At 54.7% G+C, this 16,421-nt stretch carries 17 protein-coding genes; 14 read left to right on the forward strand and 3 right to left on the reverse strand.

Translation table 11 applies throughout. From position 1 onward, the window contains the following. Positions 1–193: 193 nt before the first annotated feature. The 4 genes from AC6I77_RS01260 (at position 194) to ubiA (ending at position 2,875) form a co-directional block, all read left to right on the forward strand. Complete coding sequence (locus AC6I77_RS01260; protein ID WP_008926601.1) at positions 194–901, forward strand: UTRA domain-containing protein; 708 nt, start codon at positions 194–196, stop codon at positions 899–901. A 69-nt stretch (positions 902–970) separates the two neighbouring features. Next, positions 971–1,381, forward strand: a complete 411-nt coding sequence (psiE, locus tag AC6I77_RS01265) for a phosphate-starvation-inducible protein PsiE (protein ID WP_003855792.1) — start codon at positions 971–973, stop codon at positions 1,379–1,381. 86 nt (positions 1,382–1,467) lie between these two features. Further along, a complete protein-coding gene (ubiC, locus tag AC6I77_RS01270; protein ID WP_003855790.1) occupies positions 1,468–1,980 on the forward strand; it encodes a chorismate lyase in 513 nt (170 codons plus the stop codon). Positions 1,981–1,990: 10 nt separating this feature from the next. Further along, positions 1,991–2,875: a 4-hydroxybenzoate octaprenyltransferase gene (gene ubiA, locus AC6I77_RS01275; RefSeq protein WP_039660681.1), complete on the forward strand. Its 885-nt coding sequence runs from the start codon at positions 1,991–1,993 to the stop codon at positions 2,873–2,875. 60 nt (positions 2,876–2,935) lie between these two features. On the opposite strand, the gene plsB is transcribed toward ubiA, so the two are convergent. Continuing rightward, on the reverse strand, positions 2,936–5,359 hold the full coding sequence (plsB, locus tag AC6I77_RS01280; protein ID WP_497817210.1) for a glycerol-3-phosphate 1-O-acyltransferase PlsB: 2,424 nt from the start codon (positions 5,357–5,359) through the stop codon (positions 2,936–2,938). A 128-nt stretch (positions 5,360–5,487) separates the two neighbouring features. Between plsB and AC6I77_RS01285 the strand changes: the two genes are divergently transcribed. From AC6I77_RS01285 to AC6I77_RS01300, 4 genes are all read left to right on the forward strand, one after another. After that, entirely contained in the window at positions 5,488–5,856 is a 369-nt protein-coding gene (locus tag AC6I77_RS01285; RefSeq protein WP_003855779.1) for a diacylglycerol kinase, read from the forward strand. A gap of 105 nt (positions 5,857–5,961) precedes the next feature. Then, positions 5,962–6,576, forward strand: coding sequence for a transcriptional repressor LexA (lexA, locus tag AC6I77_RS01290; protein ID WP_003855777.1), 615 nt, complete (start codon positions 5,962–5,964; stop codon positions 6,574–6,576). Between the two features lie 98 nt (positions 6,577–6,674). Continuing rightward, positions 6,675–7,997, forward strand: a complete 1,323-nt coding sequence (gene dinF, locus AC6I77_RS01295) for an MATE family efflux transporter DinF (protein WP_039660678.1) — start codon at positions 6,675–6,677, stop codon at positions 7,995–7,997. Between the two features lie 164 nt (positions 7,998–8,161). Further along, entirely contained in the window at positions 8,162–8,374 is a 213-nt protein-coding gene (locus tag AC6I77_RS01300; protein ID WP_003855774.1) for a CsbD family protein, read from the forward strand. A gap of 89 nt (positions 8,375–8,463) precedes the next feature. Here the strand turns inward: AC6I77_RS01300 and zur are convergent, their stop codons facing one another. Next, positions 8,464–8,985 carry a zinc uptake transcriptional repressor Zur gene (gene zur, locus AC6I77_RS01305; RefSeq protein WP_033763401.1) on the reverse strand — a complete coding sequence of 174 codons (522 nt, stop codon included), beginning with the start codon at positions 8,983–8,985 and terminating at the stop codon, positions 8,464–8,466. 450 nt (positions 8,986–9,435) lie between these two features. Between zur and AC6I77_RS01310 the strand changes: the two genes are divergently transcribed. From AC6I77_RS01310 to pspG, 3 genes are all read left to right on the forward strand, one after another. After that, complete coding sequence (locus tag AC6I77_RS01310; protein ID WP_003855763.1) at positions 9,436–10,686, forward strand: conjugal transfer protein TraF; 1,251 nt, start codon at positions 9,436–9,438, stop codon at positions 10,684–10,686. 105 nt (positions 10,687–10,791) lie between these two features. After that, positions 10,792–11,784 (forward strand): tRNA dihydrouridine(20/20a) synthase DusA, encoded by a 993-nt coding sequence (gene dusA / locus AC6I77_RS01315; protein ID WP_008926606.1) that lies wholly within the window; start codon positions 10,792–10,794, stop codon positions 11,782–11,784. Between the two features lie 180 nt (positions 11,785–11,964). After that, on the forward strand, positions 11,965–12,231 hold the full coding sequence (gene pspG / locus AC6I77_RS01320) for an envelope stress response protein PspG (protein WP_003855759.1): 267 nt from the start codon (positions 11,965–11,967) through the stop codon (positions 12,229–12,231). Positions 12,232–12,442: 211 nt separating this feature from the next. Here the strand turns inward: pspG and AC6I77_RS01325 are convergent, their stop codons facing one another. Next, complete coding sequence (locus AC6I77_RS01325; RefSeq protein WP_003855757.1) at positions 12,443–13,426, reverse strand: quinone oxidoreductase; 984 nt, start codon at positions 13,424–13,426, stop codon at positions 12,443–12,445. 96 nt (positions 13,427–13,522) lie between these two features. Between AC6I77_RS01325 and dnaB the strand changes: the two genes are divergently transcribed. From dnaB to AC6I77_RS01340, 3 genes are all read left to right on the forward strand, one after another. Further along, a complete protein-coding gene (dnaB, locus tag AC6I77_RS01330) occupies positions 13,523–14,929 on the forward strand; it encodes a replicative DNA helicase (protein WP_003855755.1) in 1,407 nt (468 codons plus the stop codon). 129 nt (positions 14,930–15,058) lie between these two features. Beyond that, positions 15,059–15,538, forward strand: a complete 480-nt coding sequence (locus AC6I77_RS01335; protein WP_003855753.1) for an Lrp/AsnC family transcriptional regulator — start codon at positions 15,059–15,061, stop codon at positions 15,536–15,538. A 241-nt stretch (positions 15,539–15,779) separates the two neighbouring features. Continuing rightward, positions 15,780–16,394 (forward strand): YitT family protein, encoded by a 615-nt coding sequence (locus tag AC6I77_RS01340; RefSeq protein ID WP_003855751.1) that lies wholly within the window; start codon positions 15,780–15,782, stop codon positions 16,392–16,394. Positions 16,395–16,421 lie beyond the last annotated feature (27 nt).

Consider the following 16,421-nt stretch of genomic DNA (forward strand, 5'->3'; position numbering starts at 1 on the left):
GGTGTAAGTTGATGGGCCTGGCTGGTCTAGTCCAGCAAGAACCGAGCCAATGTAGCCCCTCTATATGAACGATTTATGACAAAGCGGCGCTGTGCGGGGAATGGGCGATGAAAGACGTGGCGCGTTCGCCCGCCACAGGCGTGTTTATCTGACCAGTAAAAGTGCGAAGTCGCACCAAAATGAGGCTACTGTTGTGGAGTCGATAGCACTCAAAACGGCGGATGCGATAGCCAGCGCACTGCTGACACGCATTCAGGCAGGTGAGTTCAGCGGCGGACGCCTGCCGGCAGAGCGTGCCTTAAGCGAGGCGTTCAGCACCACGCGGATTACTCTGCGGGAAGCGCTGGGCAAGCTGGAAGCGCAGGGGATGATCTACCGTGAACTGCGTCGTGGCTGGTTTATCGCACCGCCGCGTCTGATCTACAACCCGCTGCATCACAGCCACTTTCATGCCATGGCGACGCAGCAGGGGCGTCAGGCAACCACTGAGGTGATCGCCGCTGAGCAGGTCGCGGCGCACGAGAGCGTAGCCACTGCGTTGCGGCTGGCACCCGGCTCGGCGGTTTACTGCATACGCCGCCTGCGGCGCATTGATGGGCGTGCGGTGCTCTATGTTGAGCACTACCTCAACCCCCGTTTTTTCCCTGGCCTGCTTGATGAAGACCTGACCCGTTCCCTGACCGATCTCTATGACCAGCGCTACGGTATTCGTTATGGCGGCGCGCGTTTTACGATTATGCCAGGCCCTTTACCCGAGGTCGCAGCGCCCACACTGAATGTGGCACCGGGCAGCCCCGGCTTGCTGATCACCCGCATCAACCGCAATCAGCAAAAAGAGGTGATTGACTGCGATTGTGAATACTGGCGTTACGATGCGCTCTGTGTTGATGTGGAGGCCTGAGGCGTTATTGTGATTTGCGTCACACTCGCGCATGATGCTGCGCTAATAACTCCTTTTTAAAGGCGCAACATGAGTGACAAAAATCCTTTGGCCCGCCACCTTGCAACGGTACTGCAATGGGTGCTGAATCTGGGGCTGCTGAGTCTGGCGATTATCCTGATCGTCTTTTTAGGCAAAGAAACGATTCATCTGGCAAACGTGCTGTTTAACACCAGCGAGCAGGCTTCCTCCTATCTGCTGATTGATGGAATCGTCATCTATTTCCTCTATTTCGAATTTATCGCCCTGATTGTTAAGTACTTTCAGTCGGGCTATCATTTTCCCCTGCGCTATTTTGTCTATATCGGGATCACGGCGATTATCCGCCTGATCATCGTCGACCATAAAAATCCCTTCGATACGCTCTGCTACTCTGCGGCGATTCTGATTCTTGTCGTCACCCTGTGGCTGGCAAACAGCAACCGGCTGAAACGCGAGTAATCCTCCTGCCGTCTGACACGACGGCAGGTGTTCGCATCGCCTCTCTGCGCTAAACTAGCGACCTGAAAATTATCGGGAGTGGTGCTATGTCGCAAGACGCACTCAGCTTATTACGTTCGCTCAACTGGCTTTCTCCGTCGCAGGCCACCCTTGCGCCGCCATTGCTTGACTGGCTGATGGAGGAGGATTCAATGACGCGCCGTTTTGAACAGCACTGTCAGCGGGTCACGGTTCAGCCGCTGCGTGAAGGCTTTATCGACGCCAGCGAGTTGGGTGAGGAAAGGGCGTTATTGCCAGACGACGAACGCTTCTGGCTGCGTGAAGTGCTGCTGTTCGGCGACGATCAGCCCTGGCTGGCTGGCCGCACGCTGGTGCCGGAAAGTACCCTCAACGGGCCAGAGGCGATGCTGCAACAGCTGGGCACCCGTCCTCTGGGTCGCTATCTTTTCTCCTCGTCGACGCTGACCCGCGATTTTATTGATCCGGGCCAGGTAGAGGGATTGTGGGGACGGCGTTCACGCCTGCGTCTTTCCGGCAAACCGCTGCTGCTGACTGAACTGTTTTTGCCGGCATCGCCGCTCTATCGCGATCTGGTCTGAGGATTCTGTGGTGCAAAATAGCTTAAGTATGAATAAGTGGCGGGCCTATGCTCGCCTGATGCGTATTGATAAACCGATCGGTACGCTGCTGCTGATGTGGCCAACGCTCTGGGCGTTATGGCTGGCGGATATGTCGATTCCGCCGCTGCCGGTGCTGGCGGTGTTTGTGGCCGGGGTTTTCGTGATGCGAGCAGCCGGTTGTGTGATCAATGACTACGCCGATCGGAAAGTCGATGGTCACGTTGAGCGCACAAAGCACCGTCCACTGGCCAGCGGCGCGGTCAGTGCAAAAGAGGCTAAGCTGCTGTTTGTGATTCTGGCGCTGGTGGCGTTTGCGCTGGTGCTGACCATGAATCTGATGACGATTATGCTCTCCGTCGTGGGGCTGGCGCTGGCCTGGGTCTATCCCTTTATGAAGCGCTATACCCATCTGCCGCAGGTCGTTTTGGGTGCCGCGTTTGGCTGGGCAATTCCCATGGCGTGGTCCGCAGTTAGTGAGTCCTTACCTCTGGTCTGCTGGCTGGTATTTATCGCTAATATCTGCTGGACGGTGGCTTATGACACGCAGTATGCGATGGTGGATCGGGATGATGATCTGAAGATTGGTGTGAAATCGACAGCGATTTTATTTGGACGTTTCGACAAGCTGATCATTGGCCTGCTGCAACTGGCGACCCTGCTGCTGATGGCGCTGGTGGGCATGATGCTGCATCTGAATGGTGCTTTCTACTGGACGCTGCTGCTGGCGGCTGCGCTGTTTGTTTATCAGCAGAAGCTGATCGCCGGGCGCGAACGTCAGCCCTGCTTCCAGGCTTTCCTGAATAACAACTACGTCGGGATGGTGCTGTTCCTGGGCGTACTGATGAATACGCCGCCGTTCAGTCAGCTGTTCTGAAAGTTTTGGGCATAAAAAAGGCGACCTCATGAGGTCGCCTTTTTACAATGCGCGCGGGGGTCAGTCGTGCGCCACCGCGGTTTCAATCGTCATGCGGACATCACTGGTGACCAGGTCAGCCAGAATATGCCAGGTCGCCAGGGTCTGCGCGACATCGGCATCACCGCTGTCGCTGATATACCCTTCATCACGCAACGTCAGTACCAGTGAGGTAAAGACCGCTTTGTCGAAGAACTCCGGCGCATTGATTCCGTGCAACACTGACAGACGCTGTGCCAGCGTCCGGCTCTCTTTCTCCAGCGTGCCACGGTTAATCGTCGGCTTGGCGCTGAGAATCGAGAAGGTAATGGCATAACGCTGCAGCGTTTCGCGCACACCGGCGGCCAGCAGTTGCAGCGTGCGATAGCGTGCTGCGGTAAAGCGCAACTCACCCGCTTCGACGGTAATCAGGCCCTGACGTGCCAGCTCCTGACTTACGTCGGTCAGCAGTTGTGGCAGCTCATCGGTCTGCCAGCGCAGGAACAGTTCACTCTTCAGCATCGGATAGACCAGGCTCACCTGACGCAGCAGTTCCGCTTCACTCAGCGTCTGATGTTGCTGAACAATGGCGGCAATCAGCGACGGCATCACCAGCATGTGATGAATGTTGTTACGGTAGTAGGTCATCAACACTGCCTGCTCACGTGGCAGAATGATGATGTCGCCAATACTGTCTTTTTCACTCTCAAATTTGTTCATACTCAGGGCGTGATCCAGCAGCGCTTCTGCGGAAAGATCGGGTACGGTCGCATTGGGCGAATAAGGCACATTACGCAGCAACTGGGTATAGCACTCCAGCTGTTCAATCAGCTGTTCACGGGTTAGTGAGCGCTGACGTGACGCCAGCAGCGCCGTGACACAGAGGTTCATCGCGTTAGCCGCGCCCGCTTCATTAATACGCACCATCAGACTGGCCGCGATGTCATTAACGGTCGGCGTTAACCAGCTCGGACGTTGCGGCTCAATCGGATCGATCGCGTCGCGCCATTCCGGCACCCGCTTATTGAGATAGTTGACCAGCGGCAGCGGTTCGCCGAAGTTAACGTAACCCTGACCGAGATTGCGCAGCTTGCGTAAGCCGCGCACCATCTGCATGAAGCCCTCTTTCTCTTTGGCTGCACCGCGTAGTTCTTTGGCGTAAGTGCCCACTTCCATCACGTGCTCATAACCGATGTAGATCGGCACCAGCGTGATGGGGCGATTTCCGCCGCGCAGCATCGCCTGTAAGGTCATGGCTAAGGTGCCGGTTTTCGGGTCCAGCAGGCGACCGGTACGTGAACGGCCTCCTTCGACAAAGTATTCAACTGAATAGCCGCGGGTGAACAGCTCGCCGAGATATTCGCGGAATACCGTGGCGTAAAGCTTATTGCCTTTAAAGGTACGACGAATAAAGAAGGCGCCCAGACGACGGAAAATCGGTCCGGCTGGCCAGAAGTTGAGATTGATACCCGCGGCAATGTGCGGCGGCACCAGCCCCTGATGATAGAGCACATAGGAGAGCAGCAGATAATCCATATGGCTGCGATGGCAGGGTACATAGACAATCTCGTGGCCATCCTGCGCCAGCTGGCGAACTTTTTCACCGCCATTGACGTTGATGCCCTGATAGAGACGACTCCAGAGCCAGCCCATCACACGGTCGGTGACGCGAATGGCTTCATAGGAGAAGTTAGCAGCGATCTCTTCCATCATCTCAACAGCATTCTGCTGGGCTTTCTCATGGGAGATTTTTTTGCTGCGCGCTTCATCTTCGACGGCTTTTTCAATCGCTTTGGATTGCAGCAGACGATTAAACAGATCCTGACGCGCCGGTAAACGCGGGCCGATCGCCGCCAGTCGCTGACGGGCAAAATGGATGCGTGCCACGCGAGCCAGTTTCTGGGCAATCGACTTGTCCGTACCGTGTTCCGTTGCCATGCGGCGCAGCGAGACGGTCGGCGAGAAGCGGACAAAACTGTCACGTCCGTGCCAGATGACCGCAAAGAATTTCTGCACCCCATTCAGCACACGCAGATGCGGCGTCGCTTCGCCCTGGACTTCACGTCCTGGCGCACGACCAAACATCACGGTGACCGGCAGCATCTGAATATCCAGCTCAGGATTATTGCGATGCAGGTCGAGGTAATCGTGAAAGATTTTTACCGATTCAACGCTGGGCACAAAATAGGGAAATACGCGTGGGCCATTATGAATAAACACGTGGCGCGGCAGCAGCGAACCATCAATCTCCAGCGGAATCAGCGGATCGGGCAGATGATGCCGCAGACACTGTGCGCGTAAAGTCAGTAAGTCAGCCTTCGAATCGTAAGGCAAAACATACATAATAGGTCGGGTCGGATCCAGACCATGTTCAGACACGGGATCGGCCGGAATGGCCTTACTTTTTACCAAAAAGGAGAGTGGTAAATTAAGTAATTTGTAATAGAGTTTACGCCAACCTGACATAGACAACATGAAGCCTCTTGTTAGCAAAGCGCCGCAAGCATACCAGAAAGCGCAGCGAAGATCTGTGGTGGTGCCAATTGCACGCAGCCCAGACATTGACGTCAATTGAATGAAAGGGTTCCCACATCATGGCAAATAATGCCACCGGACTTATCAGAATAGTAAAAGCCGCAGGCTACTCCTGGCAGGGACTGCGTGCCGCCTGGCAGCATGAAGCCGCCTTTCGGCAGGAAGCCCTGGCTGCGCTGGCCGCTATTATTATCGCGTGCTGGCTGGATGTCGATGTGATCGCCCGCATCCTCATGATTGGCGCCGTGGTGCTGGTCGTCATTGTCGAAATCCTCAATAGCGCCATTGAAGCGGTGGTTGACCGGATTGGTCAGGAACATCATCCCCTGGCGGGCCGGGCCAAAGACATGGGCTCGGCGGCGGTACTGATCAGCATCTTACTGGCCCTGTTTGTCTGGGTCGCGCTGCTCTGGACACATTTGCGATAAGCCTTCCATAACGCGCCTGAGGGCGCGTTTTCCCTGACAATCGGTTTCCATTTCGCCAATACCTGTATATACTCACAGCGACTGTATAAACAACCAGGGGGCGGGATGAAAGCATTAACCAGCAGGCAGCAGCAGGTCTATGACCTGATTCGCGACCATATATCTTCAACGGGCATGCCGCCTACGCGTGCAGAGATCGCCGCGCAACTGGGCTTCCGTTCGCCAAATGCGGCTGAAGAGCATCTGAAAGCGCTGGCGCGTAAAGGCGTTATTGAGATCGTTTCGGGTGCATCACGCGGCATTCGTCTGTTAATGGAAGAAGAAGTTTCAGAAGGACTACCGCTGATTGGCCGGGTTGCTGCCGGTGAGCCGATCATGGCGCAGGAACATATCGAAACCCACTACAAAGTGGATCCGGGCCTGTTCAAGCCTTCTGCCGACTTCCTGCTGCGCGTCAGCGGAATGTCGATGAAAGATATCGGGATTATGGACGGCGACCTGCTCGCGGTACATAAAACCCAGGATGTGCGCAACGGTCAGGTTGTCGTGGCACGTATTGATGATGAAGTCACCGTTAAACGCTGGAAAAAGCAGGGTGCTATCGTGCACCTTCTGCCTGAAAACAGCGATTTTGACCCTATCGTGGTCGACACCCGTGCGCAGTCACTGACCATTGAAGGTCTTGCGGTTGGCGTGGTGCGTAACGGCGAGTGGCTTTGATTCTGAGGCCTGCGTGCATTCGCCTTTTCTGATGCTATTCTGTCTGCCCTAATTTTGTTGCCTGCTTTGCTGCAGCGACACTGAGCACGGAACGGCGAATGCGCTTTATCACGGCAACGGATAAAAATCTCTGGCGGCTTGCGCTGCCGATGATCCTTTCAAATATCACCGTTCCCTTACTGGGCGTGGTCGATACTGCAGTTATTGGTCATCTCGACAGCCCTGTCTATCTTGGCGGGGTTGCGGTCGGGACCACAGTGACCAGCTTCCTCTTTATGTTGCTGCTTTTCCTTCGAATGAGTACCACTGGCCTGACGGCACAGGCGTTTGGTGCGGGCGATAAAACCGCTCTGGCACGCGCGCTGACGCAGCCGCTGATCATTGCGCTGCTGGCCGGCGTGCTGTTCATCGCATTGCGTTATCCGATTATTCAGCTGGCGACCCATCTGGTAGGTGGCAATCCTGATGTACTGGAACAGGCGGCGCTGTTTATTCAGATTCGCTGGCTCAGTGCACCTGCAACGCTGGCAAACCTGGTCATCCTGGGCTGGCTGTTGGGCGTTCAGTATGCGCGGGCGCCGGTAATCCTGCTGATAGTGGGCAATCTGGTGAACATCGTGCTCGATCTCTGGCTGGTGATGGGGCTGCACTGGGGTGTCGCGGGAGCAGCAACCGCCACGGCGCTGGCGGAGTACATCACGCTGGGCGTCGGCGGCATCATGGTCTGGCGGGTGTTAAAGCTGCGCGGTATTACGTTTAATCTGCTGAAGCAGAGCTGGCGCGGTGACAGCGGCCGACTGCTGCGACTGAACCGGGATATCATGTTGCGCTCTCTGATGCTGCAGCTCTGTTTCGCCTCGCTGACCGTGCTGGGTGCGCGGCTGGGTCCGGATGTGGTGGCGGTTAACGCGGTATTACTGATGTTCATTACCTTTACTGCCTACGCGCTGGATGGTTTTGCCTACGCGGTTGAAGCTTTTGCCGGCGAAGCGCATGGCGCAAAAGATGGCAGTAAATTGCAGCACGTCTGGCACTCAGCCTGTCGGCAGGCGGTGGTAGTCGCGCTCTTCTTCTCGCTGGTTTATGCCATTTTTGGCCCGCAGATTGTTACCCTGCTGACCTCGCTTGAGTCACTGCAGCAGACAGCTGACCGCTATCTGGTCTGGCAGATAATCATGCCGCTGATCGGCGTCTGGTGTTATCTGCTGGATGGAATGTTCATCGGGGCGACACGTGGACGCGAGATGCGTAACAGCATGGTCGTGGCGGCGGCTGGCTACTTTCTGACGCTGCTCAGCGTACCGTTGCTGGGCAACCACGGTCTCTGGCTGGCGGTGACGGTATTCCTGGCGCTGCGCGGCCTGTCACTGTGGCTCATCTGGCGTAAGCACTGGCGTCAGAACAGCTGGTTTGAGGCGTGATCCAGCAGCGCTGACCCGGGAGGATACGGATTATTCTGTATTATTCTGCATTTTTGAAATTGGCTACTACAATTAACTCTAACAAGCGAAGTTAACCCGCGCTTTGTATCGTTATTTTGTTAAGCAGCAAGATAATTATTTAACCCGAGGATTGGAGGTCTGCCATGAACAAAGATGAAGCGAGCGGCAACTGGAAGCAGTTCAAAGGCAAAATGAAAGAGAAATGGGGCAAGCTGACCGACGATGATATGCAGGTTATCGAAGGTAAACGCGATCAGCTGGTCGGTAAAATCCAGGAACGCTACGGCTATGCAAAAGATGAAGCAGAGCGCGAAGTAGCAGACTGGGAAGGCACCAATAAAGATTACCGCTGGTAATCAGCGCATTCCCCGATAGCCCGCTAAAATCGTTCCGGCGCGCCTGCACCGGAACAGTACAGGGACGGAACCGCACAAGGATGTGCCCGTCAGCCGCGTTTTCCCCGCTTTTTACCCTCATCCTGATGATTATGATCGCAACTCTCATGGTGCGTGCAGGCTTCAACGACGGCACAACTTTCACATAAACCATGTGCTTCAATCACGCTGTGGCGTAATGCAAACTGCGCTTCACCCGCCAGTGTCGCGATAATCTTTTCTACGCCCTGTGCCTGTTTCTCTGTAACGGCTGCACAACGGTCACAGACCAGCATGACTGACGTATGTGCCGGTGCTTCAAAGTGGTGACACATGACGTAGCTATTGTTGGATTCCACCCGATGAATGAAACCCTGTTCCAGCAGGAAATCCAGCGCCCGATAGACCGTGGGCGGCTTAGCCTGTGGTTCGCTGACGCGAAGTTGATCCAGCAGGTCGTAGGCGCTGATAGAGCCCGGCTGTTCCGCCATCAGGCGCAACACCTCAGCACGTTGCGAAGTCAGACGCACACCGCGCTGCAGGCACATTTTTTCGGCCTGAATCAAAATTTGCTGCGACGTCATGTTGGTCATGAAAATTCTCCGCTGGATAAGTGATGTTATTTTATCACACATAGTTTCGCGGTGCTGAGGTTGGTTTTTGTCTGATAAAACAGCATTATTCGCCTGATAAAGCAGCATATTTAGAATTCAGCCCGCTTTTTATCTCAAATATGACGATAATTCAGATCCATTCTGCAACCGTCTGAAGCGGAATTTGTTGGCATTTTGCTTTGCATCTCACTGAGTTAAGAAGTAATGTTCAGAAAGACTTAAGAAAAGTCTGGCATTGTTTGAAATGCACCGATGCAGTCTGAACTATTACAACGGTTTTTTGATTGGAAAACGTCCAATCCTTTGAATTAAGACACTGTTTCCTTTGAATTCACAGCAATAACGCGTTAGCCAGGGTTCACAATAGGGCTAACAAACTATTCAGTCGTTGAATGTTTCAATGACAATTTCTCAGGTGATGGCAGGCAAATGGTGAAAAAATCCGCTCAACGTTCAGCGCTGAAGTACTCCGCTGTAGTGACCGCGCTTTTCCTTTCTTCTTCCGCCATGGCGGCAGGGACCTGGTACGATGCACGTAATGACGCCATGGGTGGCACCGGCGTAGCATCTTCTCTTTATGGTTCCGCAGTGCTGGCGAACCCGGCATTGATGACGCGTGCTAAACCCGACGATAACGTCAGCATTATTGTTCCTTCAGCGGGTATTCAGGTTACTGACAAAGATAAGCTGCTTGATAAAGTTGATGATATTTCGGACACCGTGGATCGTTACCGCACAGTGCTGAATAACTTTACGCCAGCGGATTTCTTCCGCGGCTACCCTGAATTACGCGCCGCCTCCGGCGATGTCGCTAACAAACTCAGCGATTTGCGTGGCAACAAAGCGGATGGCAGTGCGGGTGCGGCCGTGGCCGTGACCATCCCCAATGAGACCCTGCCTTTCGCCTTTATCACCAAAGCCTACGGAACCGCGCACGTCCGCGCCAATGTCGTACAGGGTGATATCGACTATCTGCGCGGTGTTGCTGACGGTACGCGGTTCCCACGTCCTGGCGATCAAAATAACCTGCGCTCCAGCGCCAATGGCCTGGCGGCACTGACCACCGATTACGGTGTCGCGGTGGCGCATGAGTTCACCATCGCCGGTCAGCCAGTATCTGTTGGTGTGACGCCAAAAGTGCAGAAAACCTGGCTCTATAACTATACCGCCAGCATCTACAACTACGACAAGAACGACATCAACAATAGTAAGTATCGCAGCACCGACACCGGCTTTAACGTTGATGCCGGTCTGGCGACCACCTTTGCTGAAAACTGGACGCTGGGCGTGACCGGACAGAACCTGGTTTCACGCGATCTGCAGACCAGAGAGGTCAATGGTTACCGCGACACCTACCAGATTCGCCCGCTGGTCACCACCGGTCTCTCCTGGGATAAAGGTCCGTTTACCGTGACGGGCGATGTGGATCTGACGGAAACCAAACGCTTCAAAAGCCAGGATAACAGCCAGTATGCGGCGGTGGGCGCGGAATACCGCGTATTTGACTGGCTGCAGCTGCGTGGCGGTTATCGTGCGGACATGCGTTCTCACGACGAGAATGTCGCCACAGCAGGTTTTGGTGTGTCACCGTTTAACAAAGCCGTCCATCTGGATCTGGCTGGCTCAGTGGGTGCTAACAACACCTGGGGCGCGATGATGCAGCTCGGCTTTAACTTCTAACCGCGTTATTCAGGCTGTCGGGGTCGGGCGATGCACTATCGCCCGACCTTGTGTTATCCTTGCACAGAATTCCATCATCTTTAATTACCGGATTGCCTGCGCTTCATGTCTAATTTCTCTTCGCAACGCTTCTCTATTGCCCCTATGCTCGACTGGACCGATCGTCACTGTCGCTATTTTCATCGTCAGCTGACCGGCGATACGCTGCTCTACACCGAAATGGTGACCACGGGCGCGATCATTCATGGCAAAGGGGATTACCTGGCTTACAGTGAGGCGGAACATCCGGTCGCATTGCAGCTCGGTGGAAGCGATCCGGCGGCGCTGGCGCAGTGCGCGAAGCTGGCAGAGCAGCGTGGCTACGATGAAGTGAACCTCAATGTCGGCTGTCCCTCCGATCGCGTACAAAATGGTCGTTTCGGTGCCTGCCTGATGGCCGAAGCGAATCTGGTTGCGGATGCCATTAAAGCGATGCGCGACGTGGTCTCCATTCCGGTCACGGTGAAAACCCGCATCGGGATTGATGAGCTGGATAGCTATGAATTCCTGACTGATTTCATCGGCACGGTGGCGGGACGCGGCGAGTGCGAGACATTTATCATTCATGCGCGCAAAGCCTGGCTCTCTGGCCTCAGCCCTAAAGAGAACCGCGAAATTCCCCCGCTGGATTATCCACGCGTCTATCAGCTGAAACGCGATTTTCCGCATCTGACGATCGCGCTGAATGGCGGCGTGAAAACGCTGGAAGAGGCAAAGACTCATCTGCAACACCTCGATGGTGTGATGATGGGACGTGAAGCCTATCAAAACCCCGGCATTCTGGCGCAGGTCGATCAGACGTTGTTTGGTCGTCAGCATCCGGCGGCTAACCCGGTGGACGTGGTGCGCGCCATGTACCCCTACATTGAAGCGGAACTGGCGAAGGGCACCTATCTGGGGCACGTCACGCGCCATATGCTGGGACTGTTCCAGGGCATTCCCGGCGCCCGTCAATGGCGACGCCACCTGAGTGAAAACGCCCACAAACCGGGTGCTGATGTCCGTGTGCTGGAAGCCGCGCTGGCGCTGGTAGCGGATAAGATCCCGCAGGAAGCCTGATCTGCAATCCCGTCCTGAAAAACCAGCCATCAGGGTTGGTTTTTTTTACGCCACTTTATGGTTTTTTTCGCCAAAGCGTCATGCGGCTTTTGATTTTTATTATATAAAAATCAATGAATTAATGGTTGGCACGCTTCTTGTAATAGCGATAACAATCGATTTCAAAAAAGGAGCGCTGACGTGGAAATATTATTCGTATTAGGGTTTTTCCTGATGCTGTTGCTGACCGGTGTTTCGCTGATTGGTGTGCTGGCGGCACTGGTTGTCGCAACCATCGTGATGTTTGTCGGTGGACTGTTCGCACTCGTGATCAAAGTATTGCCGTGGCTGGTGCTGGCGGTGATCGCTGTATGGCTGCATCGGGCCTTTTTTGGCGACAGCGATGCGCGAGCGCGTCGTAAGCTGAGACGTAAAATCGACAGGCTGGACCGTAAAGGCTGGCGCTAAATGCGGTGATGATCACACTGTGAGAGATTGCTCAGCGCTGAACTGCAATTAACCATACTTTTTACTTATGTTTTCTGGCAGGATGCCTGAGGTCAAATCGATGTGCCATCGACTCGACATGAATTCATCGCCGCTGTCCCTACACCAGCGCGAACAAAAAATAAAAAACAGAAGAGGGCTTCCCATGGGAAGCCCTTTTTGTTGCCTGCAATTACGGGATTAACAGACAGGATCCCTGCGTGGCGCGGCTCTCCAGCAACTGGTGCGCTTTGCTGGCCTCTTTCAGCGCAAACTTCTGCTGTTCCGGCACATCCACTTTAATTGCGCCACTCGCCAGCAGAGAGAACAGTTCGGCGCTGGCGATTTCCAGCTCCTGACGGTTGGTGACATAGCCAAAGAGTGAAGGGCGGGTCACAAACAGTGAGCCTTTTTTATTCAGAATACTGAGATCAACGCCGGTTACCGGCCCCGATGCGTTACCAAAACTGACCATCAGGCCATGACGGCGCAGCGAGTCCAGCGACGCCTCCCAGGTATCTTTACCCACGGAGTCATACACCACGGCCACTTTTTTCCCTTCAGTCAGCTCGCTGACGCGCTGTGCAATGTTCTCTTCGCGGTAATTAATGGTCGCCCAGGCGCCGGCATTTTTCGCCATGGTGGCTTTTTCCGCTGAACCCACGGTGCCGATCAAATGCGCGCCCAGCGCTTTTGCCCACTGACAGGCGATTAATCCGACGCCGCCGGCGGCAGCATGAAACAGGAAGGTCTCACCGGCGCTGATTTTATAGGTCTGGCGCAACAGATATTGCGTGGTGAGTCCTTTCAGAAAGCTGGCTGCGCCCTGCTCAAAGCTGATGGCTTCCGGAAGATGCATCAGGCGATCTTCCGCCACGTTGTGCACGTCACTGTAAGCACCCATAGCCGCCATGCAGTAGACCACGCGATCGCCGGGTTTAAACAGGGTCACACCATGGCCTACGCGCGACACCACGCCCGCGGCTTCTGTCCCCAGGCCTGAGGGAAAATCGGCAACCGGATAGAGCCCGCTGCGAACATAAGTATCGATGTAATTAATCCCGATAGCGCGATTTTCAACCTGCACTTCATGTTCAGCGGGGTCAGCAGGTTCAAAATCCGTCCACGCTAAAACGTCCGGACCGCCATGTGCGCTGAACTGAATACGCTTTGCCATTCTGACTCCTGTGATTGTTTCATCATGAGGGTGAGGCACGCACCCCAACTAAGGTATACTTGCGCGTCCCCACAGAAGATCGGTAATGCATTCACTATGGCAGGAAATAAACCCACCAACAAATCGAACGAAACGCAGGATCGCCAGCTCGCAGGCGTGAAAATGCCCCCGCATTCTCTGGAAGCGGAGCAGTCGGTGCTCGGTGGGTTAATGCTGGATAACGAGCGCTGGGATAACGTCTCTGAGCGCGTCGTCGCGAATGACTTTTACAACCGCTCGCATCGGCTGATTTTTTCCGAGATGCAGCGGCTGCTGGAAAACAGCAAACCCATTGACCTGATTACGCTCTCCGAATCGCTGGAAACCCGTGGTGAACTGGAGATGGCGGGCGGATTCGCCTATCTGGCTGAACTGGCGAAAAACACCCCGAGCGCGGCAAACATTGGCGCGTATGCTGACATCGTGCGTGAACGTGCGGTGGTGCGTGAGATGATCTCCGTCGCCAACCAGATTGCCGATGCCGGTTACGATCCGCAGGGACGTAACAGCGAAGAGCTGCTCGATTTTGCCGAGTCGAACGTCTTTAAAATTGCGGAAGCGCGCGCGGATAAAGATGCTGGCCCGAAAAACATTGAGCAGATTCTGGAATCGACCGTCTCCCGTATCGAATCGCTCTATCAGACGCCGCACGATGGTGTCACCGGCGTCGATACCGGCTATCAGGATCTGAATAAAAAGACCGCAGGCCTGCAGGGCTCTGACCTGATTATTGTCGCCGCACGTCCGTCGATGGGTAAAACCACCTTTGCGATGAACCTGTGCGAAAACGCCGCCATGCTGCAGGAAAAGCCGGTGCTGATATTCAGTCTGGAGATGCCCAGCGAGCAGATCATGATGCGTATGCTGGCCTCGCTCTCCCGCGTCGATCAGACCCGCATCCGAACCGGACAGCTGGATGATGAGGACTGGGCGCGAATCTCCGGCACCATGGGCATCCTGCTGGAGAAGAAGAACATGTACATTGATGACTCTTCTGGCCTGACGCCTACCGAAGTGCGTTCGCGCGCCCGGCGCATCTACCGTGAAAACGGTGGCTTAAGCATGATCATGATCGACTACTTACAGCTGATGCGTGTGCCGGCGCTGTCGGACAACCGTACGCTGGAAATTGCGGAGATCTCCCGCTCGCTGAAAGCGCTGGCCAAAGAGCTGAATGTACCGGTGGTGGCGCTGTCGCAGCTCAACCGCTCACTGGAACAGCGTGCTGACAAGCGTCCGGTCAACTCGGATCTGCGTGAATCGGGCTCGATCGAGCAGGATGCGGATTTGATCATGTTTATCTACCGCGATGAGGTTTACCACGAAAACAGCGATCTCAAAGGGATCGCCGAGATCATTCTGGGTAAACAGCGTAATGGTCCCATCGGTACGGTGCGCCTGACCTTTAACGGTCAGTGGTCGCGCTTTGATAACTACGCGGGCCCGCAATACGACGACGAATAATCGCCGGTTTGTGCTGTCATGCACGATCTGTGCATGACAGCACCCATCATCAGAAAATAGTGTTGGACAACCTCTCGGGTAATCGGGTTATCTGTAATAAAGCGACGCCTGGACCGATGTGGAAACGGAATGACTCACGTAGACGATTACGACCTTAAAATCCTCACTTTATTACAATCTAACGGCCGTCTGACCAATCAGGAACTCAGCGATCTGGTCGGCCTTTCCGCCTCACAATGTTCCCGCCGCCGTATCAATCTGGAACAGGCTAATCTCATCCTGGGTTATCACGCCCGGCTGTCGCCCGATGCGATCGGACTTGGCATGGTGGGATTAATCGAGGTGCGCTTAATTAACCACACCGCAGAATATGTCGAGAGCTTTCACCGCATGGTGGAGCAGGAGCAGGCGATCGTGGACGCTTACAAAACGACCGGTGACGCTGACTATCTGCTTAAAGTGGCGGTGGCCGATCTCAATTCCCTCAGTGCACTAATCAGCCAGTTAGTCGCGGGCCACCAGAGTGTTTCCCATGTGAAAACCTCGGTAGTACTGGGACGAATGAAAGAGAACGGGCTGATGATGATCCCCGGAGAGAAGACGCGCTAAAAAGGTGCGTGATGTGCGGTTTTGGTGCACACTTGCGGCAATAAATGCAAGTAACGCGCATGTTAACGGACTTTAATGCATAGGTTGATGGTGCAGGCCAGAATTTGTGCACACGTTTCCGTTATAAAGCGCCTTAGATATCAACAGGATATCGCGGGCACTTCGTTTACAGCCGTTAAGGGTTGTGACGCTGGTGTGTTTTTTGCATAGAAACGGCATCTTTTGCACTGAGAAAACCTCCATGGATAACATCGCAGAACCCTCCCGCGTCCCACATTCGCGCATTGAAGATGCGCTGGCGATGGTGCTCGGCACCCTGATGGTCTCGTTCGGCGTCATTATGCTGAAACAGGCGGGCGCGCTGACCGGCAGCACCGCAGGCATCGCCTTTCTGATCAGTTATCTCTCGCCGCTTTCGTTTGGCAGCGCGTTCTTCCTGATCAACATCCCTTTTTACTGGCTGGCGGTAAAACGCATGGGCTGGGAATTTACCCTTAAAACGTTCTGTGCCGTCGGACTGGTATCGCTGTTTACCCAGCTGCACCCGCTGTTCGTCCACTTTTCTGACCTTAACCCCTTCTATGCGACACTGTTCGGTAACGTCATCATGGGAATCGGGTTTATAGTGTTATTTCGTCATAAGGCGAGCCTGGGCGGCATCAATATTCTGGCCCTGTGGCTACAGGATCGCTTTGGGATCCGCGCGGGTAAACTGCAAATGGCGGTTGATACCTGCGTCGTGCTGGCCTCACTGTTTGTGGTGAGCGGCCCCATCCTGCTTGCGTCTATTGCGGGCGCGGTGATCCTGAATCTGATAATTGCAATGAACCATCGTCCGGGACGCTATCGGGTTTAATCCGCCTCTGACCTCTGGACCAATCAT

Source organism: Pantoea sp. X-Soil-ISGK-259, assembly GCF_059730705.1.

Coding starts and splice junctions, on each gene's coding strand:
- psiE (WP_003855792.1), top strand. CDS start 971: ATGAGTGACAAAAATCCTTTGGCCCGCCACCTTGCAACGGTACTGCAA.
- plsB (WP_497817210.1), bottom strand. CDS start 5,359: ATGTCAGGTTGGCGTAAACTCTATTACAAATTACTTAATTTACCACTC.
- AC6I77_RS01335 (WP_003855753.1), top strand. CDS start 15,059: ATGACTCACGTAGACGATTACGACCTTAAAATCCTCACTTTATTACAA.
- AC6I77_RS01340 (WP_003855751.1), top strand. CDS start 15,780: ATGGATAACATCGCAGAACCCTCCCGCGTCCCACATTCGCGCATTGAA.
- AC6I77_RS01285 (WP_003855779.1), top strand. CDS start 5,488: ATGGCAAATAATGCCACCGGACTTATCAGAATAGTAAAAGCCGCAGGC.
- dnaB (WP_003855755.1), top strand. CDS start 13,523: ATGGCAGGAAATAAACCCACCAACAAATCGAACGAAACGCAGGATCGC.
- lexA (WP_003855777.1), top strand. CDS start 5,962: ATGAAAGCATTAACCAGCAGGCAGCAGCAGGTCTATGACCTGATTCGC.
- AC6I77_RS01310 (WP_003855763.1), top strand. CDS start 9,436: ATGGTGAAAAAATCCGCTCAACGTTCAGCGCTGAAGTACTCCGCTGTA.
- dinF (WP_039660678.1), top strand. CDS start 6,675: ATGCGCTTTATCACGGCAACGGATAAAAATCTCTGGCGGCTTGCGCTG.
- ubiC (WP_003855790.1), top strand. CDS start 1,468: ATGTCGCAAGACGCACTCAGCTTATTACGTTCGCTCAACTGGCTTTCT.
- zur (WP_033763401.1), bottom strand. CDS start 8,985: ATGACCAACATGACGTCGCAGCAAATTTTGATTCAGGCCGAAAAAATG.
- AC6I77_RS01300 (WP_003855774.1), top strand. CDS start 8,162: ATGAACAAAGATGAAGCGAGCGGCAACTGGAAGCAGTTCAAAGGCAAA.
- AC6I77_RS01325 (WP_003855757.1), bottom strand. CDS start 13,426: ATGGCAAAGCGTATTCAGTTCAGCGCACATGGCGGTCCGGACGTTTTA.
- dusA (WP_008926606.1), top strand. CDS start 10,792: ATGTCTAATTTCTCTTCGCAACGCTTCTCTATTGCCCCTATGCTCGAC.